Raw genomic sequence first — 21,479 nt, forward strand, 5'->3', positions numbered from 1 at the left:
CTATCTTGGCATGAAATTATAACAAAAAACTTAGCATTTTGATTTTACTAAGTGACAGTCATGTAAGATGGTTTACTATAAAGATTATATAGCACTAAGACAAATGTTTAAGGAGAATTTTAATGTCGGAAGGTAAACAGATTAAGCGTAGTGTTTTCTTTATTTCTGATGGTACTGCGATTACTGCTGAAACCCTTGGTCATTCACTGTTAGCACAGTTTCCACATGTTGATTTTGATATCCACATTATTCCTTACATTAGCTCTGAAGAAGCTGCGACTAATGTCGTAGCAGAAATTAACTTACGTGCGCAGCAAGATGGCGAAAAGCCACTGGTTTTCGATACGCTTGTTGACCCGTATGTGCGTGACATTATTAATACTGCAAATGCAATAAATCTTGATGTTTTTGAAGGGCTTATTAGTAAGCTGTCTGATGAATTGGGTACTGCACCTACGACTTTAGTCGGGCAAACCCATGCGGTAACAGATTCTGAGTCTTATAAAGCACGTATTGATGCAGTACATTTCGCTTTAGATAACGATGATGGTGCGCGTACACGTCATTATGATAAGGCAGATTTAATTTTGATTGGCGTCTCTCGTTCGGGTAAAACACCAACGTCAATTTACTTGTCATTACAATTTGGTATTCGTGTTGCGAACTATCCACTAACTGAAGAAGACTTGGACGACAACCGTTTACCGGCAGTATTGCGTGAGCATAAACATAAACTATTTGGCTTAATGATTGACGCAGAGCGACTTGTAGCGATTCGTAGTGAACGCAAAGCGAACAGCCGTTACGCAAGTTATAGCCAATGCCAAATGGAATTACGCGCAATTGAAGGCATTTATATTTCAGAAGGTTTGAAATATTTGAATGTTTCTGAGATGTCTATTGAGGAAATTTCGACTCGTGTACTTCAAATGACTGGATTAAAACGTCGTATTGGTTAATCAAAAAAAGAGCCATTTCGGTGGCTCTTTGATCATAAAAAAAATGCAACAAATAATACTAAAATTGTATTAAAGATAATTTTTTTGATTGGTTTTATTGAAGACTTTTATCAATGTATTTGATGTTGAAAGGTTGTTTAAACTTTCATCAAAAAACAATTTATTTTATATAGAAAATATCGACTTTTTAGTCATAAAAACTAAGTGAATTTGTATAGGTTTTTGGGTTTTATTTTAATGATATTTTGATGGGTTTATTAAGCAAAATCTATCGCTTTATCCCCAAATGAAATTTTTTTTTCGTGTGATATTTCCTAGCTAAAATTTAAATTTGATATAAAAATAGCCAAATCAGCAGTGTTGATTGTTAAAAAAATATACAAATAGTGTTTAAATAGTGATCAAATGATTCAAGATGGCTGCTTAATTTGTTTGTATGATGGTATTTATTTAATTTATGAGGGTGTTATTTATACAAATTTTAAAGCTTTTAGGTCAGATTGTGAAAAATTCAGGACCTTAATGTTGATTAAATTCGGGGTATTTATTCAAAAAATAGCATTTAGAAAATATGTTGATGTATCTGGTGAAGTAGGTTTAGCCATAAATCTCACATTTAAAATTCACTTCAATTAGGTCGTTAATTTAAGTGAAGAGGGTGGCGATTTTTGTGTATAAACTAACTATGTAGTGAATCATGTGACATGCCGAGCACTAATTCTAGCCAAATAAGAATAGTAGCTTAAACTTGGCTTGATCAGTTTTGAAATTTGGCATGGCTAGCATAAGTTTTCTAGTAGATAATTAGTCTCCTATAAATCCTCAGATAGTAGATAAAAACAGACAACAATACTGTTAATTAAAAATATTATAAAAGTTATGTAATTGTGATTACTTTGTAATTACACAATTGTTATTTTGGACTATTGCAGTGAATAATTAAATCACATTCATAGGTATGATCATCTAAAGCTGTGATTTTAAAGTCTTGAATTTTAATAATTGGCCATGTATTCAGGATGCAATTAGGTTGTTGCAAGGCAGCATAATAATGATCTGATTTAAGAAAAACTTTGTTTTGTATAGCCGTATTTGGGCTTAGTAAATGTCTTAACCAGTGGTTTGGCACTTGATCTTCTAAAAAACGTAAAGCCAAGATGCTCTTGACGCGATTAGTGAATAAGCGACGGTTTTTCGCAATTAAAGGATGTTGAATTAATTTATTCAGCAGTCGTTCGGTACGTGGTAGGACAAACTGAGGTTTAATTTGATAGACCATAATATTGTCTGCGACCTGACAAAGGTGATGAAGTTCTGAAACTACGTGCTGGTCTATGCCAATAATGGCAATTTTTTGATTTTTAAAATCGTAGCTTTTGATTTGGTCTGAGCTAACAATCGTCCCTTTAAAGTGCTCAAGATCTTCAGCTGTATTGTTAAAAATATGGTGTGTTGCATCCTGCTTGTTGGCCATATTTATTCCTTATCTTTTCTTTATTTTAGTTGGATTGTTGGTAGGAATATCTTCGGCGATGCATAGGGATGGGTAAAGGATTTTTTCAGTCTGATGAGTCATGCATTTTGTGCGGAATTGATTGGCTTGGTACTTGTCTTTCTGAGATTTCTAAGAGTGTGCCAATTTTATTTTTGTATATGTGTCGAAGAAAAAGTAGATATCGCTAAATATACCTGCATAAAGAAACAGATCCCTGCATAAAAGAATTATAGCTTAGATAAATCAGTGCTTTAGTTGTGCTCATCATCTTGTGGCTTAAATTCAATGCTACTTGATGTTGAGTGCTTCAGTTCTGGTTGATCTGTATGTGTGCGTAAATAATCCATATCTCGAATATTCTTTTGTACCGCAACAGCACCGAACAAACTCATTAAGAAAGCCATCATATAAAAACCTTTTTCACTTAAGGCAAGTTCTGCATTCCATAAACCTATAGCGAGAATTACAAGGCAAATAACGACAGATGCTCAGCACAGTCCAAAATATATTGCGGTTACTTGCATGCCTTCTAAACGGTCACGAATAATTTTTTGTAAAGACACTGATGAAAATAGACCATATAACAACAAAATCAGGTAAAAGCCTTTCTCATTCAACATCATATTTGCATTAAATAAACCAATGCAAAATACCACTGCACCTAAAATGAGTGCGCACCAACTCGCTGCGATAAATGCGGGTGTTGGTTTATTAATATATTGGCTCATCTGTTTGTTTTCTCATTTATTTTGCTTCTGTTTAATATTTATACATGATGGAAAATTAGAAAAGCAAATATTTAAGGAACCAAGGAATATGCTTTCGCTACATATTGGGGAATTAAAATAGTGAGATAAGGTGGACAGTAAATGCAAATCAGTCTAAACGTATGCTGAATGCGATATGAGTCATTATACGTTTAGACTGAGTAATTACTTAATTTAGATCATTTTTAATTTCCATTAAACGACTAAAGTTTTCGATTCGTTTATCAGTGTCGTAGATGTCGCATGTAAAAATGAATTCATCGACATCATACTTATTGAGCAAACGTTCTAAGCCTGTTTTGACTTTGGCATGTGAGCCAACCTGTCCCATTGCATAGAAGTTATCTACTGACATTTTTTCTGCAGGAGACCAAAGCCCTTGCATGCTTTGAACAGGAGCTTTTAATTTTAAGCTTTGTCCACGCATCAGTCCCAATACACGTTGGTAAGCACTCGTTGCTAAATATTCAGCTTCTTCATCTGTTTCTGCAACAACCGTTGGTACGCCCATAGAGACATAAGGTTTATCTAAATATTCTGAAGCTTGGAAGTTTTCACGATAAAGTTGAATGGCTTGACCTAACATGCGTGGTGCAAAGTGAGAGGCAAATGAATACGGTAGACCTAAACGGGCAGCAAGTTGTGCGCTAAATAGACTAGAGCCTAATAACCACACTGGAACATGGGTGTTTTGTCCCGGTGTCGCAACAATACGTTGATTGGCTTCAGGTGCTTTAAAATACTGCAAAATTTCTAATACATCTTGTGGAAATTGGTCTTCAGTTTCTTGACGACCACGGCGTAGGGCACGCATCGTTATTTGATCTGTGCCAGGTGCACGTCCTAAACCTAATTCAACTCGCCCAGGATATAGTGTCTCTAGGGTGCCAAATTGTTCAGCTACAACAAGTGGTGCATGGTTAGGGAGCATAATACCGCCCGAACCCAATTTTATGTGTTTGGTATTGGCAAGTAGGTAGCCCAACAATACGGCTGTTGCTGAACTCGCAATACCGTCCATATTATGGTGTTCTGCAAGCCAAAGTCTTTCGTAGCCTAGATCTTCAGCTTTTTGAGCCAGTTCAAGTGCATGCTGAAGCGAAAATGCAATGGATTTGTCGTCACGTACAGGTGCGAGTTCTAGGATGGAAAATTTTGTCTCGGATAGAGTACGCATGTTTTCTCTCGAATAATTCTATATCGAGATAATACGATATATGGGGTGATAAGTATATCGATAAAATTCGATATTTATGTATAGATCTATAGGTCGTTTTGAATCAACTTGAATAACTTGTTTGTAAAAATAAAAAAGCACCCGAAGGTGCTTAGATAGAGTCATTTATTTATAAATTAGCGTTTACCGTTTTTATACCAGCCTAAGTGACGGCCATTGTCTTTACGGTAGTTTCGATCATTGTAACTGTAGTTATTGGTACGGTAGCCACGGCTGTTGTAGCGACGGTCATAACGATCATCATAACGGCTATCATAGCGATCATCATATCGACGGTCTTCAGATACTTTTTTGCCGAGGGCTGAACCACCAGCTGAACCTAAAGCTGCACCAATATAACCACCATTGGTACCAGCCATGTTTTTACCTACGGTATAACCACCGGCACCACCGAGTGCACCACCAATAATTGCACCATTACGGTCACGCTTATTTGACGCAGCCGCTGCACCAGCGCCACCACCAATTGCTGAACCAATCATAGCGCCAGTTTGACCGCCAACTTGGTTACCAATAGCAGCACCAACAACGCCACCTAAAGCAGAAGTCAGTGCAGTATTTGTGCTGTTACCAGCGTGTGTTGCAGTCATTGTTAAAGCTGAAGCTGCAATTGCTGCACTAAATAGAATTTTATTGATTTTCATTTTGAACTCCTGACGAAGTACGTTGTTTATCTGTTGATACCAATATAGAAAAACACTTAGTGAAGATGTGGAAGAGGCTGTAAATGATTTTGATATTTAAGTAAGAACTGTGTAATTTTATCTGCCGAATTTATACATATTTGTTTTACTACAACTGCTATCTAAATAAAGTGAAGAAGCTTGCGGGAATGACAACAGCGTAGTGTTGTGATCTATGTATTAATCTGAAAATGCTAAAAAAGCACCCGAAGGTGCTTTTCTTGATCAGTACTGTAATGAGTTTGAGACTACAGCATGACTACATTTGATTAGTGACGGTTACGACGGTGTTTTTTGTAGTATTTACGCTGTTGTTGCTTGTCGTAAGCTTTGTCTTTAGAGATTTTATTACCTAAAGCAGCACCACCAGCAGCACCTAGAGCAGAACCGATGTAACCACCGTTTGTGCCACCCATGCTTTTGCCAACGGTGTAACCTGTACCGCCACCTAATGCACCACCGATAGCTGATTCAGTACGGTTGCGTTTGTTACTTGCTACAGCAGCACCACCTGCACCACCTAAAGCAGCACCGATTGTTGCACCAGTATTACCGCCCATGTTTTTACCAATTGCAGTACCTGCAACACTACCGAGCGCACTTGCAGCTGCAACGCGAGTTGTACTATCTGCTTGAGCAGAAACAGTGAACATAGAAGCAGTCGCTAAAGTCGCTGTCATTAAAAGAGTATTCAGTTTCATCGTTCACTCCATGTCCCAAAGTTCAGGACTATTATTTTTCATCAATTCGATGGAGCTAAATGTAACAAATAACTTCTGCATAAATATGGAGAGCTTTATCCTTATTTGATGCTTTGAGTGACCACTTTGTATGAGTTTTATTAATAATGTGAATATAGCAGTGAATATGCCGAAATTAGCAGCAACTTTGTGGAGAAAAGTAGGAGTGATGCAGTTCACACTTCCTAAAATCAGGGCTTAAAGCAATGCTTGGAATAAATAATATGTCATTTCCAATCTAGAGTCGGTAAACTAGCCGCATTATTTTGAATTTGGCATAACCGTGCATTATTGGCGGATGAGCCTGTGTATTGAGATTTTTTGAAAAATGAAAGAATCGTTACGTTTACGATTAGATCAACTCTCTGACCGTCACGAAGAATTAAATGCATTATTGGCGGATATAGAAGTCATTTCTGACAATAAGCGCTTCCGTCAATTGTCACGTGAGCATAGTGATTTATCCGAAATTACTGATGTTTGGAAAAAATATCGTCAAGCTGAAGAAGATATTGAAACTGCTGAAGTGATGCTAACGGATCCAGACTTTAAAGAAATGGCAGTTGAGGAAATCAAAGAAAATAAAGCTTTGATTGCGCAGCTTGAAGCTGATTTAAATATTTTAATGATTCCAAAAGATCCGAACGATGCCAACTCTGCGTATTTGGAAATTCGTGCGGGAACGGGTGGTGATGAGGCTGCAATTTTCTCAGGTGACTTGTACCGTATGTATAGTAAATATGCTGAGTCGCAAGGCTGGCGTATTGAAGTGCTTTCAGAAAATGAAGGTGAGCATGGCGGCTATAAAGAAGTTATTTGCCTAATTAATGGCGAAGGCGTTTACGGTCGTTTGAAGTTTGAAAGCGGTGCTCATCGTGTACAACGTGTACCTGCGACTGAGTCGCAAGGTCGTGTTCATACTTCTGCATGTACTGTTGCGATTCTGCCTGAAATTGATGTAGATACGACAGTCGAAATTAATTCGTCTGAACTTCGTATTGATACTTACCGTGCATCTGGAGCAGGTGGTCAGCACATTAACAAAACTGACTCTGCGGTACGTATTACACACTTACCAACAGGTACAGTCGTTGAATGTCAGGACGAACGTTCACAACATAAAAACAAAGCTAAGGCTATGGCGTTATTGGTATCACGTTTAGAAAATGCTAAACGTGCGGCAGCTGATGCGGCAACTTCTGAAATGCGCCGTGACTTGGTGGGTTCGGGTGACCGTTCAGAGCGTATTCGTACTTATAACTATCCGCAAGGTCGTATGACTGATCACCGTATTAACTTAACCTTATATAAGTTAGATAGCGTGATGGAAGGTGATTTAACCGAATTGTTAGATAGCTTACATCGTGAATATCAAGCTGATCAGTTGGCATTATTAGCACAGCAGAATGGTGGCTAATGAATATTGCACAGGCTTTAGCCTATCGTGGTGAACCTGAAAGCTATGAACGTCAGGAAAATGCGTGGTTGTTAGAGCACATCACCAAAATTGATTCTTTTGATTTAATCATGAAAAAAGATCAAGAGCTGACTGCCGAACAAGAACAACTCTATGTTGAAAGTCTTGCACGTATTACCGCAGGTGAACCTTTGGCTTATGTGACAGGCTCGCAACCATTTTGGACTTTGGATTTAAAAGTGACCAAAGATACCTTGGTGCCACGTCCTGATACTGAAGTGCTCGTTGAAACTGTACTTCGTTTAGAGTTGCCTGAGGATGCGCGTGTTGTTGACTTGGGCACAGGTACGGGTGCAATTGCGCTGTCTTTGGCGAGTGAACGTCCAGATTGGATCGTTACAGCTTCAGACATTTATGAGCCAACCCTAGAAGTTGCTGAGTTTAATGCCAAGAAGCATGATCTTGAACATGTGCAATTTGTATTGGGTTCTTGGTTAAAACCATTTGGCCGTGCATTTTTTGATGTGATTGTATCGAACCCGCCGTATATTGATGCCAATGATGTACACATGAAGGATTTGGCGACAGAACCTGAACGTGCTTTGGTTGCTGATAATCATGGTCTTGCAGATCTTGAACAAATTATTCTTCAATCCAAAAAACATTTAACTGTGCATGGTTGGGTGGTGCTTGAGCATGGTTATGATCAAGGTGAGGCGGTTCGTCATTTATTTTTGCAAGCAGGTTATCGTGAAGTACGTACCGTCAAAGATTATGGTGGTAATGACCGTGTAACTTTGGGGCAATGGCAGCACTAAAATCTGTTAAAAGTCTTATCTTCATCTAATAGTTAAAAAATAAAGCGCAATCAATGCGCTTTATTTTTGTTTTATTATTTCTAATGCTGTGCTTTTTTATCAAGTGCAATCAACAATAAAAATTATTTCACCACATCACGCCAGCGCAGCAAGTATTGCTCGATATATTTCATTATGCTGTCAGAAATTTTGCCCAATACTGCCAATAAGATAATGGCAATAATTACAATATCTGGTCGCGAAGTTTCACGTCCATCACTGAGTAAATAACCAATACCTTGTGTTGCAGCGATGAGTTCAGCGGCAATCATAAACATCCATGCCAAACTCAGACTGTTACGTAGTCCGGTTAAAATTCCCGGTGAGGCAGCAGGTAAAATAATTTCCCGAATTTGTCTGAAATATTTCAAGCGATAAACTTGCGCAACTTCAATAAGTTTACGGTCTACACCTTGAATCGCAGCAACTGTATTGGTGTAAGTTGGGAAAAATGCACCTATCGCAATCAAGGTAATTTTTGAAGATTCATCAATTCCAAGCCAAAGCAGTAACAGTGGAATCCAAGCCAAACTTGGAATGGATTTAATTGCAGAAAAGCTCGGTTCTAAAAATGCTTCCGCTTGTTTATTTAAGCCTACGAATAATGCAAAGATCAGAGCTAGACCGCTACCAACAAAAAAGCCTAAAAACACTCGCCATGTACTGGTCCAAATATGTTGCCATAGTTCGCCTTCGGACAGTTCAAGGAAGGATTGCCATAGACTACTCGGTGCAGGGAGTAGGTAGGGTTCAATCACACCTTGACGTACTAATATTTCACACAGCACTAGTAAGATGACGGGAATGGTTAGACCCTTAATTACAGCTTTAATCTTTGAAGGTTTCTTTGTGTTGCTGTGATCTGTGGTCGAGCTCGATGCAATGGCTTTATTTTGTGTTGCAGAGAACGACATGCTTATTTCACAACCTTTTGTGCATATTTGGCATCAAACAATTGATCAATCACTTGGTTAACATTGGTGCCTTTACGCACTAAATCTTCTTCAGTCAAAATGCTGCCAGATTTTTTCAAGGCATTAATTTGCTTAGCGGTTGGGATGTTTTGATCAAAATTAGTTCGGCTGAGCTGTAGTTTTGCCACAGCCAATGGTAGTTTCGACTCACGTGCAAGTAATTGTGCCAATTTATCTGGATTTGCTTTTGCCCATTTTCTTGCTTGCTCGTAGGCTTTAATTACGGCTTCCACAGCTTCAGGGCTTTGCTGGCTAAATTGTTGTTTAGTGCTGAGTACACTGTAGCTGTTAAATCCGACATTGCGATATAAAAGTCGTGCGCCCGATTGTACTTGCGCTGAAGCCATTAATGGATCTAAACCCGCCCAAGCATCGACTTGACCACGTTCAAGTGCCGTTTTGCCATCTGCATGTTGTAAATGCACCAATTGCACATCTTTTTTATTTAAGCCGACAGTCTCTAAAGATTGCAGGGTAAACATGAAAGGATCTGTCCCTTTAGTTGCTGCAATTTTTTTCCCTTTTAGATCTTTTAGAGTCTTAATTGGGGAATTTTTTGCAACTAATAATGCTGTCCATTCGGGCTGACTTTGGATATACACTGTTTTAATTGGACTACCATTGGCGCGGCTCAGTACTGCTGCAAGTCCTGCAGTTGAAGCAAAATCGACACTACCACTATTTAAATACTCTAGTGAGCGATTACTGCCTTGGCTAAAGACCCATTTAATTTGTGTTTTTGGTAGAGCTTTTTCCAGTAATTTTTGATCTTTTACCACTAAACTGGTCGGTGCATAGTAGGCATAATCGAGTTTAATCGTTGATGGTAAAGCAGCAAAAACGCTTGAACTGAGTAAGCTGAGTGAAACTGCCGAGAAGATAAATTTTGAATGTTTAAAAACAGATGTCATGTCGTTCACATAAGATGTTGATTTATGTGCACATAGATACGATGAAAGTATTTTGGATACAAAACAGAAAAAATGCTAAATACTGAGAAAATTTCGATAAAGCGATTTAGTGGTTATAACTTCATGAAAAATATTAAGTTTATATCATGTTTAAATCGTCAATTAGGTATATATCAAAATTTGCGTAGAAGTTCTGGAAAAATGCTTAGACTTTTTAATGCGTTAAAGTTGAAGAAAGATTAAATATATTCAAATCAGAAAAGTATAAAAAAAGCGGCATAAGCCGCTTTTTCTTTATGTATAGCTCAGACTTACATAGGATAGTCTTGCAAGCTATCAAACACTTCAACTTGATCGAGTGCTTCAGTTTCAACAGCTAAGCAATACGCTACAATTTTTGCGGTTGCTTGAACCAATGATTCAGCTTTTAAGTCTGCACCTGCTTGTATATCTGCAATTTGGTCAGCATGAATATCAAGTGCATGAGCAACATCTAAAGCATTTTCTGTGCTAAAGAATTGAGAAATTAAATTTTGTAAATCAATATCGGCAACAGCTTTAAGGTGTTCATTAAATTGCTGATCGATTGCGTCAGTTTGAGTGAAAAGGGAATCTGAAAAGTTTTGAACAAGTTGTTGTTCAAGAACATCAATCATCTTAAGCATGGGATAGCCTTTCAAGGAGATGCAAGGGAGTTGGAATACAGCCAAATAAGCAAAAGTGCTTTAAATTGAGTGAAAAATAACCTATTTGGGCTAAAACAGCAAACCTGCTCGGATGAATGGTCAGTCTACTTTTAGTTGATTTTTAAGCTCTTGAATATGTGAAAGATAATCTATTTTTTGCTTTGATGACGCATCAACACCTAATATCGGGGATTGAATTATTCCATATTATTTTGTCTATATGCTCCAGGGCTAACACCTGTCCATTTTTTAAAGGCACGGTGGAATGCACTTGGCTCTTGAAAGTTCAGTTCATCACTGATGTCTTGCAAACTTCGCTCACTACGTGTGAGTAATTCTATAGCTGTATCACGGCGAATATCATTTTTGAGTTGCTGGTAGCTCACACCTTCACTTTTTAGTCGACGTTGCATCGTGGCTTCAGACATATTCATGTTTATAGCCAATTCATTTAATTCCAGCCATTCGGCAGGTGAGACTTGTAAGAGTTGTTTGCGAATTTGACTACTCAGCGCATACGGGTTTTTAAATCGCACCAATAGATTTTCTGGGGTTTGTTGTAAAAATTGATACCAAGAGCGCTGATCTTGTTTAATCGCAAGGTTTAAATAACTGGCATCAAACTGAATGTAATTATGACTGCATTGATATTGAACGTTTTCACAAAAACGAACTTTATAATCCTGATCATTTTCAGGCGCAGTACATTTGAGTTGAATTTGATTCAATATGACCCTTTGGCCGCTCAGCCAGCACATCACCGCATGGATTAACATCAAATAAGTTGCATAACAAAACATTCGCTTTGGGGTGATTTTCTGATCATAAATGACGATATAAGCGTAGTTTTCTTCGACAGTCAGTGTGCTCCTTAAATCATCTAAAAGTAGATTTAAAAATTGCAGCATTTGTTTGAGTGCATCACCTAAAGTTGCGTTTTGCATTGCCATTTTCGACATCAGTTTAAAACTGCCACGGCGCATAGCATGGCTATCCATGCCAAAAAACTCATCATCCATAGCATCAGATAAGTGCGTCCAAAGCGCAGCGTATTGCGAAACGGAAACGCGTGTTTTACTTGAATTTAGTAATTCTGCTGGAATGCCAGACTTTTGCAGAATCAAAGCTATATCCATATTTTGCATTCGTGCATCGTGTAGTGCTTCATGCACGAGGTCGATAGAAATGGTTCCTTTACTGTATTCAAGTCCTAATTTAGGCATAAGTGCTGATACGTCCATGTTCAGGATTGTCCAAATACATCATTCAAGATGCAGCATTTGGAAATTGTACTGAATAAATTCTGTGTTTACTCTGCATCTTAAGTCGAATTTATAAGAAACCATCGTCATAGGGAAATCAGATGAATATTCAAGGAAAAGTTTTTGTCGTAACGGGTGGCGCATCAGGTCTAGGTGCAGCGACTGCGACACATTTTATTGGACAGGGTGCCAAAGTCATTATTGTCGATATGAATCAAGAACATGGCGAAGCGATGCAGCGCCAATTGGGTGATCATGCGAAATTTGTTCAGTTAGATGTAACCAATGAGCCCGCAGTAGCAGCTTTCTTTACTCAAGTTGAAGCAGATTATGGGCAATTGAATGGTTTGGTAAATTGCGCGGGGATTGCACCTTCGGCAAAAGTGTTAGGCCGTGACGGTTTGCATGATTTGGCGATGTTCCAAAAAGTACTTGAGATTAATGTTAGCGGTACATTTAACATGCTGCGTTATGCGGCGCAGTTGATTGCTAAATATGAGTTAAAGGCAGGTGAAGAAGAGCGCGGTGTGATTGTGAATACGGCCTCTGTTGCTGCTTTTGATGGTCAAATTGGACAAAGTGCTTATGCAGCATCAAAAGGTGCAGTGGTTGCAATGACTTTACCTTTAGCGCGTGAATTGGCACGTGAGTCGATTCGTGTGATGACGATTGCGCCGGGCATTATGGAAACACCAATGTTAAAGGGTTTGCCGCAGAATGTTCAGGATGCTTTAGGGCAAATGGTGCCTTTTCCACCTCGTTTAGCAAAGCCTCAAGAGTTTGCAAAATTGGTCTCGCATATTTTTGAAAATAGTTATTTGAATGGTGAAGTGATTCGTTTAGATGGTGCGATTCGGATGCAGCCTAAATAATTTTAGGCATTCATACACTGATGTGACTGCATGGCTGCCGATACCTATTGGAAATTTAAATACCAGTTTAGGCGCTTTCATTTTCTTTTGACGGATCAAAAGAAACAAAAATCCTTTGTAAAACTGAAGATACATCCTTGTATCTCAGTTTCACGGGCGACATCCATGTCGCCGTTACATTAAGACAAACACCGTGATTAGAAAAAATAATTTTTAAAAAATATGTAAGGGAGCTCTCATGATTTTAAATGATGAACAAAAGATGGTTCAGGACATGATGCGAAGCTATTCGCAAGAAAAACTGAAACCAACTGCCACAGAACGAGATAAGACGGCAGCATTTCCAGCGCAAGAACTCAAAGAGCTAGGAGAACTTGGCGCGCTCGGTATGACTGTATCGGAAGAATGGGGCGGAGCAGGACTTGATTATGTATCGCTTGTAGTCGCACTAGAAGAAATTGCTGCAGGTGATGGCGCAATCTCAACAATTGTGAGTGTGCAAAATTCATTACCGTGTGGCATTACTCAGCGTTATGGCACAGAAGCACAAAAGGAAAAATATCTAAAAAAATTAGCGACTGGCGAATGGTTAGGTTGCTTTTGTTTAACTGAGCCACAAGTCGGTTCAGATGCTAGCGCCTTGGAGTGTAAAGCTGAACGTGTTGGCGATGAATGGGTGCTAAATGGCACGAAACAGTTCATTACTACGGGTAAGCACGCTCAAGTCGCATTGGTTTTTGCTGTAACGGATAAATCGGCAGGGAAAAAAGGCATTTCTTGTTTCTTGGTGCCTACCGATGCACCGGGTTATATTGTATCGCGTTTAGAAGAAAAAATGGGGCAGCACTGTTCGGACACGGCGACCATTATTTTAGATAATTGCCGCATTCCAGCAGACAGTTTATTAGGTCAAGAAGGCGAAGGTTATAAGATTGCCTTGTCTAATTTAGAATCTGGCCGTATTGGTATTGCTTCACAATCTGTGGGGATGGCACGCGCTGCACTTGATGCAGCTGTGGAATATGCCAATGAGCGTAAAGCCTTTGGCGTAGAAATTGTGCAGCACCAAGCGGTGGCATTTCGCTTAGCAGATATGGCAACGCAAATTGAAGCAGCTCGTCAACTGATTTTTCATGCAGCTACATTAAAAGATGCAGGTCTACCATGCTTAAAAGAAGCTTCAATGGCTAAACTTTTTGCTTCTACTATGGCTGAGCGTGTTTGCTCAGATGCGATTCAAATCCACGGAGGATATGGTTATGTATCTGATTTTCCTGTAGAGCGTATCTATCGTGATGTGCGTGTTAGTCAAATTTATGAAGGTGCATCTGACATTCAAAGGTTGGTGATTGCACGTGAAGTCACCAAAGTTTAATTCATATAAAAAATATTAATTTGTCTAAAAAGTAGACTTTAGTCGATGTTCAAACCCTGCAAGCTAAATGACATTTATGGAAATTGCAGGGTCATTTTAAACAGGTTTAACTAAGCATATAAACAGTAAAAAAGCGTTGCATTGTTGCTTTACTACAAGCTAAGCAACGCAAAACTTTGAGCCTATATCGCAATGGATGTGATGTAAGTACAAAGCGCTACAACAACAAAATAAATGGAAATGCAAAGCAGGCAGCTTTGGGAAATAATACAGGATAGGAGTTTGTCGAAATGAAGACACTGGATCAGGCATATCTAGATTTTAATTTTGAAAAAATGGTTCAAGAGCAATTGGTTGGTACTGCAAAAGCGATAAACGCCTATGATGAATGTTGTGGTCGCTATGTTGGTGAAAATCGTTCAGCGCTGATTTGGGAAGGAAAGAACGGCGAATCAGAGCAATGGAGTTTTGAACAACTGGATGCTGTTTCAGCACAACTTGCAAACTATTTAAATAAAATTGGTTTGAAAGAGGGGGATTGCATTGCGGGGTTATTGCCGCGTACTCCTGCTTTACTCATTACGGTTTTGGCAACTTGGCGAATTGGTGCGATTTATCAGCCTTTATTTACGGCTTTTGAATCTAAAGCAATTGAGCATCGTGTTGAGACGGCACAAACCAAATTGATTGTGACCAATTCAGAACAACGTCCAAAATTAAACAATATTGATCTGCCACATATTTTGACAGTTCATGCTAAAGGTGCCTTACATACCGATGCTGATTTTTGGACTGAACTTGGCAAAGAGACAACAACTTTTAGTTCTGTAGCACGTACATTTGATGATGAATTTTTGATGATGTTTACTTCAGGCACAACGGGCCTGGCGAAATCAGTACCTGTTCCGAATAAAGCAATTTTGGCGTTTAAAGGTTATATGACTCATGCTGTGGATTTGCGTGAAGAAGACAGCTTTTGGAACTTAGCAGACCCTGGTTGGGCCTATGGACTATATTACGGTATTACAGGCCCACTTAGCTTAGGTCACAGCATCATTATGGATGAACGAGCATTTAGTGTAGACAATGCGGTTCAAATCATTAAAAAATATAAAGTCTGTAATTTAACCGGTTCACCTACGGCTTTTCGCATGTTCTTTGGCTTTAAAGAGAAGTTTGATGAAACCATCAAGTCACATTTACGTGTAGTGAGTAGTGCGGGTGAACCACTTACGCCAGAAGTCATTCAGTGGTTCAACCATGATCTGAATGTCAATATTTATGATCAATATGGACAAACTGAACTTGGTATGGTGATTGCCAATCATCATGCTTTAGAGCACTACAAAAAAGTCGGTTCAGCAGGCTTTGCCATTCCAGGGCATCGTTTTGCTGTATTAAATGCAGACTATGAAGAAGTGGAACGTGGTGGTGTAGGGACACTGGCGATGGATTGTGCTCAATCTCCTTTAATGTGGTTCACAGGTTATGGTGGCAATAACCGTAAAGCCTTTGTCGGTAACTATTACATAACTGGCGATACGGTTAAGTTAAATGAAGAAGGTGGAGTAGATTTTATTGGTCGTGCAGACGATGTAATTACAACGTCAGGTTATCGTGTTGGGCCTTTTGATGTAGAAAGTACTTTGTTGGAATGCGAAGAAGTTCTAGAGTCAGCTGTGGTCGGTAAGCCAGACCCTGAGCGAACTGAAATTGTCAAAGCATTCGTGGTCTTGAAACCACAATATCAAGCAAGTGTTGCATTGATGGATCAACTACAAGCCTATGTACGTTCACGACTATCGAAACATGCCTATCCGAAAGAAATAGAATTTGTTGAAGGTTTACCAAAAACATCGAGCGGTAAAATTCAGCGTAATTTATTGAAGCAACAAGAAGTAGCTAAAGCTCAATTTATGCAAAAGGTCAGTTAAATTTAGTCTCAGATTGATCTAAGAAAAGGCTGCGTAAATGCAGCCTTTTTCTATTTTCTTATCTCTATTTTGCGTCGAAACCTATTTTTTACCTTGCCATTTTAATGCTGCGACATCGGTAACTGTTTGGGAAATGTAATGAGGCAAAGCAGTGCAGATATCAATGCACAGGCAAACATGATCGTGACTAAACCTAAGCCGCCAAAACTGCTAAATGTACCTGTTAAAGTCGTAATGATCGCACCAAAGCCAAATTGTAATGCACCTAATAAAGCAGATGCTGTTCCAGCATTTTTATGTTGGAACATGAGAGCCAATTGGCTGCCCGTAGGCATAATGAAACCTAACAGTGCAACGGCAATGAATAGTGAGATGCAAAATATCACTAAATTCGAATAGCCTAAGCATAGCGCGATTATCAGTACAGCCATAATAAGCAAGAAACTGATATTCATAATTTTATAGGCATTTAGTGGGCCAAATTTTTCATGTACTTTGGGGTTTAAAATGGCCGCAGCAATTAAACCAAATGCATTCAATGCAAACAGTAGGCTAAATTGGGTTGAACTGAGTCGATATTCACTAATAAATACGCTAGCTGAACCGGCGATATAGGCAAAGAAACCTGCTTGAGCAATACACAGTGTGAGGGCATAAATGATGAACTTACGATCCGTGATAATTTGCCCATATAACTTGATGGTTTGGGAAAGCTTGAATTGTTGGCGCAATTCTACTTGACGTGTTTCTGGGAGCAGCACAGCAACAGCAGCCAATACAATCGCAGCATATACGGCTAGGAAAATAAAAATATTTCGCCATGAACCTAAAGCCTGTAAACCATCGCCAATTAGGGGTGCTGCCACCGGTGATAGACCCAATATCGCTAAAACCATCGACATCATTTTGCCCATTGCTGGGCCTTGAAACTGATCTTTAATAATAGCAAAAGCAATCACCATACCAATTGAGCCACCTAAACCTTGAATAAAACGAATGTATTGCAATTGTTCAACGCTTTTTGCAAACGCGCAGCCAATCGAGCCTAAAATATAAATGCTTAAACCTAAGTAAATAAGCGGTTTACGGCCAAATTTGTCTGATAGTGGACCGTACATTAGCTGACCAAGCATTAAACCCACAAAAAATGTCATCAAACTCAGTTGAATCGCACCTTCGTTACTTCCTAAAGACGCTGCCATAGCGGGAATGCTTGGTAGGTACATATCAATACCTATCGGGCCAATGGTTGCGAGTAACGCAATGAGTATGGGCATTGCACGTGTATTTGATGCTGTCATAATGTGGTCGAATCTTGTGGAAAACGGCGCATTATGAAACCTGTTGGTTTCTTAAGTCAAGGAGAGCAGCATTGGCAAAACTAGGCCGTCCTTTGGTCATGTCGGCAGAACAGCGGCGTACAGAAATCTTTTCTATTGCAGAACAACTCTTTGGAGAGAAGGGTTTTGAAAATGTCACCATGTCTGAAATTGCGACCGCAGCAGGCATGTCTAAAAAAACGTTATATGTGTATTTTTCTGATAAACGTGAACTGCTGATTTCATTGGTTGAGTCATCCTATATTTGGACTGAAGATGCTTTTGATACCAATAGTGCAGACAAAGTGTTGGCCTTACAAAATCAACTGAAGAAAATCGCTGAGCATGTCCTTTCCGAGCGCCATATTAAGTTGTGCAGACTTGCGATTGCAGAGCGTGTGGGTGTTGACGGGATCAGTGATACTTTTTATGAAAAAGGCATAGCAAAAAGCCGAAATCATTTGATTCATGCTGTGAGTTATATTCCAAGTGCTCAATTTGTATTGAACTTAAATGCAGATATCATAGCGGATATGTTATTTGGTGCGACTATTTCCAAACCTTTTGTTGATTTACTATTTTTAAATCGAAAGATAGATATGCAGCAGGTAAATACGACAATTGAACAAAGTATTCAGGCTTTGTTTAAAATGTGAATACTTAAATTTTCATTGCAAAATTCAATATTTATTTTTCATCCTTATGTTTGGATTGCTCGTTATAATGACCTCGGTTTTATGTATTAAATGAGATAGCAGAACATGGATGCACAGCTCGATTTAGATGCAGAGATGGAATTAAGCGAAGCGGAAATGCACTTCTATAGTCGTCAAATTTTATTGGATGGCTGGGACTTAGAAGCCCAAGAAAAACTTAAACTTGCCAATGTGTTAATTGTGGGGTGTGGCGGTATAGGCTGCACCACAGCAGAACTGTTGGCTCGTGCGGGGGTTGGGCAAATCACGCTCATTGATGCTGATCAAATTGAAATTAGTAATTTACAGCGACAAATTGCTTATACAGAACAAGATTTAGGTTTCTATAAATCGGAAATACTGGCTAAGCGCTTAGGCTCAATTAATCCGCATATTCGTGTCATTGCACATACTGTAAAGCTAGATGCGTCTAACGCTGAACATCTCATCGCTGCGCAAGATTTGGTTTTAGATGGATGCGATAACTTTACGACGCGCTATTTGGTTAATGCGCAATGTTACCAGCATGCGGTACCGTTAATCAGCGCCTCAGCTATTGGCTTTCAAGGTCAGTTATTTATGGTCGAAGCAGCTTCTGCGTGCTATGAATGTTTATTTCCTAAAGAACAGCATGCCAGTGAAAGTTTACGCTGTGCGGATTCTGGGGTACTGGCGACCACGCCAAATGTCATGGCTAGTCTACAAGCACATCATGCATTGTTGTATTTGGGGTTAGGTACGACAGTGCTTAAACAAAAACTTTTGCTTTGGGATGGATTGAACATGAAGCAGAAAATTTTGGCTTTTGAAAAAGATCCAAGTTGTCCAATCTGTCAGGCAAGATAAAACAGCAAGCCTGAATTTTTTGCTACACTCACTTTAATTATTTTTTCCTAAGACATTATGAAAAACAATATCTGGTTAGATGGAATACGCTCGGTTGCCCGTATGGGTGAAACCGCAGTGGTCGCGGCGAAAGCCGGATTTAAATATGCGACAGAAAAACCAAGTAACGCAAAATTAATGCGTGAAACCTTTGAATCTTTGGGTTCAACTTATATTAAATTAGGGCAATTTATTGCCAGCACACCTTCATTATTTCCACGTGAATATGTAGAAGAATTTCAAGGTTGCTTAGACCAAACGCCATTTTTGCCATTTAGCTATGTACAACAAGTGCTTGCCTCAGAGTTTGCAGGCCGTAATTTAGATGAAATTTTCGCTTCAATCGAAGAAACACCGTTGGCATCTGCTTCGATTGCACAAGTCCATGCAGCGAAGTTAGTTAGCGGTGAAAATGTCGTTATTAAAGTGCAAAAACCGGGTGTAGAAACAATTCTATATACCGACTTAAACGTATTGCACTGGGCAACCAAACTAATTGAAAAAGCGGTTCCTAAGGTAAAATTTGCTTCACTTGCAGATATTGTCGAAGAAATTAAAGTTCGCATGGTGCGTGAAGTAGACTTCATTGAAGAAGCACAAAACCTAGATGATTTTGTTAATTATCTAAATGTGACGCAAAACAAAGCGGCGACTGCACCTAAGGTTTATCATCAATATTCAACTCGTCGTGTACTGACCATGGAGCGTTTGTATGGTGTGCCGCTAACAGATTTTGATGTGGTTAAAAAAGTTGCTAAAGATCCATCGCAAGTCTTGGTGACTGCCATGAATACATGGTTTGGTAGTTTAATGCTGTGTAATAGTTTCCATGCTGATTTACATGCTGGCAACCTGATGCTGCTTGAAGATGGTCGTGTAGGCTTTATTGACTTTGGTATCGTTGGCCAGTTAAAACCTGAAGTGTGGACAGCGTGTATAGCCTTTATGGATGCACTGCAAAAAACCGATTACAACTTGATGGCGGAAAACATGCTTAAAATGGGCATGACCGCAGTGCAAATTGATACGCAAGTTTTGGCGGCCGATTTAGAACGCTTATTTAGCGGCGTGTTGTTGGCAGATCCGCAAGAATTGCTAACATCTAATCCAGCCGACTTAAATGACATTATGATGGACATGGTACAAGTGGGTGAACGTCACGGTATCCGTTTCCCACGTGATTTTGCTTTGCTGTTCAAACAAATGTTGTACTTCGATCGCTTTATGCGCATCCTTGCACCTTATACTGATATTTATGCAGACCAGCGTATTCAAATGGTGCAGACTATTGACCCAAATTTATTGTTAAAGCATTAATTTAATTCCTCCCCATCCTCTCTTAAAGAAAGGGAGGATGCTTCATTTCTTAATTTTATAAGTAATGAAAAGTCCCTTTGTCTAAAGAGGGATTAAGGAAGATTGTTAAAATATTATATTGTCGAGTGATCAAATGGACGCAATTATTATTGAAGGCCTGAAAGTTGAAACAGTGATTGGCTGTTTTAATTGGGAGCGTCAGATTATTCAGCCTTTAATGCTTGACCTGACGATCAATAACAATTTAGAGCAAGCTTCGAATTCAGATGAACTTGACGACACGCTTAATTATGCTGAAATTTGTGAGATTTCTGCGCAAGTCATTCAAGAAGCGAAGCCAAAATTGATCGAACATGCGGCAAAACTGGTTTTAGATGCACTTTTTTCTACCTATCCAAGTGTCGAATCTATTATGATTACCATCCGAAAGCCTGCCATTATCGCGCAAGCCAATTCTGTAGGAATTCGTCTTGAACGCCACCGAAACGATTTTCGCCCTAGCTCTGGCGAGTAATTTCAATCCAAAACCCCATTTAAAACTGGCTTTACGTCAAATTCAGGCTTTGGGTCATGCTGAATTTTCCAAAATTTATGTGATTCCTTGTCGTGATGGCATTGGGGCGGATTATTGGAATGCAGCATGTTTGGTGAAAAGTAGTTTATCTGTTGAAGAAATCAGCACCTTACTCAAAAAAATAGAAACAGATTCAGGTCGTGTTCGTCCATCACATAATATTGCATTGGATATGGATTTGATTGCGTGGGGCGAAAGTTTAGCGCACATGCAATTTAATCCAAAAAAACTCCCTTTGGCTTTAGATGTAAAAATTCCAATGTTTGATATTTGGCAAGATGAAATGTTTAAGCACGTTGCTCATCAATTTCCCATGGTGAATTGCCAACAGCTTTTAGCAGGTTAAAAAGTATTACCTAAAGCTTTTTATCATCAACGTAATTCGAACTTTAATAACAAAAAGCATTCAATCCTTTTATTTTATGCGCTAGCATAAGGTAATTAGCAGGGTTAAATTACGCTTTTAAGTCTAAAAAAAAGAATATGAACTGGACGGATCTGATTCAGCACTATGGCTATA

At 39.1% G+C, this 21,479-nt stretch carries 20 protein-coding genes and 1 pseudogene; 11 read left to right on the forward strand and 10 right to left on the reverse strand.

Annotated elements, in window-relative coordinates:
* The first annotated feature begins 122 nt into the window (after positions 1–122).
* Positions 123–959 carry a pyruvate, water dikinase regulatory protein gene (locus FTT84_RS06055; RefSeq protein WP_067767296.1) on the forward strand — a complete coding sequence of 279 codons (837 nt, stop codon included), beginning with the start codon at positions 123–125 and terminating at the stop codon, positions 957–959.
* A 913-nt stretch (positions 960–1,872) separates the two neighbouring features.
* On the opposite strand, the gene FTT84_RS06060 is transcribed toward FTT84_RS06055, so the two are convergent.
* The 5 genes and pseudogenes from FTT84_RS06060 to FTT84_RS06080 all read right to left on the reverse strand — a co-directional run bounded on the left by FTT84_RS06060 (position 1,873) and on the right by FTT84_RS06080 (position 5,842).
* Positions 1,873–2,433: a flavoprotein gene (locus FTT84_RS06060; protein WP_067767290.1), complete on the reverse strand. Its 561-nt coding sequence runs from the start codon at positions 2,431–2,433 to the stop codon at positions 1,873–1,875.
* Positions 2,434–2,705: 272 nt separating this feature from the next.
* Positions 2,706–3,182 (reverse strand): annotated as a pseudogene (yiaA, locus tag FTT84_RS06065) (inner membrane protein YiaA).
* 208 nt (positions 3,183–3,390) lie between these two features.
* Positions 3,391–4,398, reverse strand: coding sequence for an LLM class flavin-dependent oxidoreductase (locus tag FTT84_RS06070; RefSeq protein WP_180080448.1), 1,008 nt, complete (start codon positions 4,396–4,398; stop codon positions 3,391–3,393).
* A gap of 176 nt (positions 4,399–4,574) precedes the next feature.
* Positions 4,575–5,102, reverse strand: a complete 528-nt coding sequence (locus FTT84_RS06075) for a hypothetical protein (protein ID WP_067767285.1) — start codon at positions 5,100–5,102, stop codon at positions 4,575–4,577.
* Between the two features lie 308 nt (positions 5,103–5,410).
* A complete protein-coding gene (locus FTT84_RS06080) occupies positions 5,411–5,842 on the reverse strand; it encodes a glycine zipper domain-containing protein (protein WP_067767282.1) in 432 nt (143 codons plus the stop codon).
* A 367-nt stretch (positions 5,843–6,209) separates the two neighbouring features.
* Here FTT84_RS06080 and prfA point away from each other — a divergent pair, with 367 nt between their 5' ends.
* Positions 6,210–7,298: a peptide chain release factor 1 gene (gene prfA, locus FTT84_RS06085; protein WP_180056544.1), complete on the forward strand. Its 1,089-nt coding sequence runs from the start codon at positions 6,210–6,212 to the stop codon at positions 7,296–7,298.
* A complete protein-coding gene (prmC, locus tag FTT84_RS06090; RefSeq protein WP_180080451.1) occupies positions 7,298–8,116 on the forward strand; it encodes a peptide chain release factor N(5)-glutamine methyltransferase in 819 nt (272 codons plus the stop codon). The genes prfA and prmC overlap by 1 nt, the downstream gene beginning before the upstream one ends.
* Before the next feature lie 122 nt (positions 8,117–8,238).
* Here prmC and FTT84_RS06095 read toward each other — a convergent pair whose 3' ends face one another.
* The 4 genes from FTT84_RS06095 to FTT84_RS06110 form a co-directional block, all read right to left on the reverse strand.
* Positions 8,239–9,069 carry an ABC transporter permease gene (locus FTT84_RS06095; protein WP_180080454.1) on the reverse strand — a complete coding sequence of 277 codons (831 nt, stop codon included), beginning with the start codon at positions 9,067–9,069 and terminating at the stop codon, positions 8,239–8,241.
* 2 nt (positions 9,070–9,071) lie between these two features.
* Entirely contained in the window at positions 9,072–10,040 is a 969-nt protein-coding gene (locus FTT84_RS06100; protein ID WP_180080457.1) for an aliphatic sulfonate ABC transporter substrate-binding protein, read from the reverse strand.
* A 311-nt stretch (positions 10,041–10,351) separates the two neighbouring features.
* On the reverse strand, positions 10,352–10,705 hold the full coding sequence (locus FTT84_RS06105; protein ID WP_067767266.1) for a hypothetical protein: 354 nt from the start codon (positions 10,703–10,705) through the stop codon (positions 10,352–10,354).
* A 218-nt stretch (positions 10,706–10,923) separates the two neighbouring features.
* Positions 10,924–11,967 (reverse strand): AraC family transcriptional regulator, encoded by a 1,044-nt coding sequence (locus tag FTT84_RS06110; protein ID WP_257223368.1) that lies wholly within the window; start codon positions 11,965–11,967, stop codon positions 10,924–10,926.
* A gap of 122 nt (positions 11,968–12,089) precedes the next feature.
* On the opposite strand from FTT84_RS06110, the gene FTT84_RS06115 reads away from it, so the two are divergent.
* From FTT84_RS06115 to FTT84_RS06125, 3 genes are all read left to right on the forward strand, one after another.
* Positions 12,090–12,860, forward strand: a complete 771-nt coding sequence (locus FTT84_RS06115) for a 3-hydroxyacyl-CoA dehydrogenase (RefSeq protein WP_180056550.1) — start codon at positions 12,090–12,092, stop codon at positions 12,858–12,860.
* 238 nt (positions 12,861–13,098) lie between these two features.
* Complete coding sequence (locus FTT84_RS06120; RefSeq protein ID WP_180080460.1) at positions 13,099–14,235, forward strand: acyl-CoA dehydrogenase family protein; 1,137 nt, start codon at positions 13,099–13,101, stop codon at positions 14,233–14,235.
* A 290-nt stretch (positions 14,236–14,525) separates the two neighbouring features.
* Complete coding sequence (locus FTT84_RS06125) at positions 14,526–16,169, forward strand: AMP-binding protein (RefSeq protein WP_180080464.1); 1,644 nt, start codon at positions 14,526–14,528, stop codon at positions 16,167–16,169.
* Between the two features lie 101 nt (positions 16,170–16,270).
* On the opposite strand, the gene FTT84_RS06130 is transcribed toward FTT84_RS06125, so the two are convergent.
* Positions 16,271–17,470, reverse strand: coding sequence for a multidrug effflux MFS transporter (locus FTT84_RS06130; protein ID WP_257223369.1), 1,200 nt, complete (start codon positions 17,468–17,470; stop codon positions 16,271–16,273).
* Between the two features lie 71 nt (positions 17,471–17,541).
* On the opposite strand from FTT84_RS06130, the gene FTT84_RS06135 reads away from it, so the two are divergent.
* The 5 genes from FTT84_RS06135 to FTT84_RS06155 all read left to right on the forward strand — a co-directional run bounded on the left by FTT84_RS06135 (position 17,542) and on the right by FTT84_RS06155 (position 21,305).
* Positions 17,542–18,144, forward strand: a complete 603-nt coding sequence (locus tag FTT84_RS06135) for a TetR/AcrR family transcriptional regulator (protein ID WP_180080467.1) — start codon at positions 17,542–17,544, stop codon at positions 18,142–18,144.
* Positions 18,145–18,249: 105 nt separating this feature from the next.
* Positions 18,250–19,029, forward strand: coding sequence for a HesA/MoeB/ThiF family protein (locus FTT84_RS06140; RefSeq protein WP_180056556.1), 780 nt, complete (start codon positions 18,250–18,252; stop codon positions 19,027–19,029).
* Between the two features lie 57 nt (positions 19,030–19,086).
* Positions 19,087–20,385: an AarF/ABC1/UbiB kinase family protein gene (locus FTT84_RS06145; RefSeq protein WP_067767248.1), complete on the forward strand. Its 1,299-nt coding sequence runs from the start codon at positions 19,087–19,089 to the stop codon at positions 20,383–20,385.
* A 133-nt stretch (positions 20,386–20,518) separates the two neighbouring features.
* Positions 20,519–20,899, forward strand: a complete 381-nt coding sequence (gene folB, locus FTT84_RS06150; RefSeq protein WP_067767245.1) for a dihydroneopterin aldolase — start codon at positions 20,519–20,521, stop codon at positions 20,897–20,899.
* Positions 20,856–21,305, forward strand: coding sequence for a 2-amino-4-hydroxy-6-hydroxymethyldihydropteridine diphosphokinase (locus tag FTT84_RS06155; protein WP_067767242.1), 450 nt, complete (start codon positions 20,856–20,858; stop codon positions 21,303–21,305). Before folB ends, FTT84_RS06155 begins: the two co-directional genes overlap by 44 nt.
* Positions 21,306–21,479: the final 174 nt, after the last annotated feature.

Source organism: Acinetobacter sp. YH01019 (genome assembly GCF_013420285.1).
In the GTDB taxonomy this organism is placed as follows: domain Bacteria; phylum Pseudomonadota; class Gammaproteobacteria; order Pseudomonadales; family Moraxellaceae; genus Acinetobacter; species Acinetobacter gandensis.

What these genes read in the sequence shown, in the direction of transcription:
- FTT84_RS06055 (WP_067767296.1), top strand. Translation starts at nt 123, where the DNA reads ATGTCGGAAGGTAAACAGATTAAGCGTAGTGTTTTCTTTATTTCTGAT.
- FTT84_RS06060 (WP_067767290.1), bottom strand. Translation starts at nt 2,433, where the DNA reads ATGGCCAACAAGCAGGATGCAACACACCATATTTTTAACAATACAGCT.
- FTT84_RS06070 (WP_180080448.1), bottom strand. Translation starts at nt 4,398, where the DNA reads ATGCGTACTCTATCCGAGACAAAATTTTCCATCCTAGAACTCGCACCT.
- FTT84_RS06075 (WP_067767285.1), bottom strand. Translation starts at nt 5,102, where the DNA reads ATGAAAATCAATAAAATTCTATTTAGTGCAGCAATTGCAGCTTCAGCT.
- FTT84_RS06080 (WP_067767282.1), bottom strand. Translation starts at nt 5,842, where the DNA reads ATGAAACTGAATACTCTTTTAATGACAGCGACTTTAGCGACTGCTTCT.
- prfA (WP_180056544.1), top strand. Translation starts at nt 6,210, where the DNA reads ATGAAAGAATCGTTACGTTTACGATTAGATCAACTCTCTGACCGTCAC.
- prmC (WP_180080451.1), top strand. Translation starts at nt 7,298, where the DNA reads ATGAATATTGCACAGGCTTTAGCCTATCGTGGTGAACCTGAAAGCTAT.
- FTT84_RS06095 (WP_180080454.1), bottom strand. Translation starts at nt 9,069, where the DNA reads ATGTCGTTCTCTGCAACACAAAATAAAGCCATTGCATCGAGCTCGACC.
- FTT84_RS06100 (WP_180080457.1), bottom strand. Translation starts at nt 10,040, where the DNA reads ATGACATCTGTTTTTAAACATTCAAAATTTATCTTCTCGGCAGTTTCA.
- FTT84_RS06105 (WP_067767266.1), bottom strand. Translation starts at nt 10,705, where the DNA reads ATGCTTAAGATGATTGATGTTCTTGAACAACAACTTGTTCAAAACTTT.
- FTT84_RS06110 (WP_257223368.1), bottom strand. Translation starts at nt 11,967, where the DNA reads ATGGACGTATCAGCACTTATGCCTAAATTAGGACTTGAATACAGTAAA.
- FTT84_RS06115 (WP_180056550.1), top strand. Translation starts at nt 12,090, where the DNA reads ATGAATATTCAAGGAAAAGTTTTTGTCGTAACGGGTGGCGCATCAGGT.
- FTT84_RS06120 (WP_180080460.1), top strand. Translation starts at nt 13,099, where the DNA reads ATGATTTTAAATGATGAACAAAAGATGGTTCAGGACATGATGCGAAGC.
- FTT84_RS06125 (WP_180080464.1), top strand. Translation starts at nt 14,526, where the DNA reads ATGAAGACACTGGATCAGGCATATCTAGATTTTAATTTTGAAAAAATG.
- FTT84_RS06130 (WP_257223369.1), bottom strand. Translation starts at nt 17,470, where the DNA reads ATGACAGCATCAAATACACGTGCAATGCCCATACTCATTGCGTTACTC.
- FTT84_RS06140 (WP_180056556.1), top strand. Translation starts at nt 18,250, where the DNA reads ATGGATGCACAGCTCGATTTAGATGCAGAGATGGAATTAAGCGAAGCG.
- FTT84_RS06145 (WP_067767248.1), top strand. Translation starts at nt 19,087, where the DNA reads ATGAAAAACAATATCTGGTTAGATGGAATACGCTCGGTTGCCCGTATG.
- folB (WP_067767245.1), top strand. Translation starts at nt 20,519, where the DNA reads ATGGACGCAATTATTATTGAAGGCCTGAAAGTTGAAACAGTGATTGGC.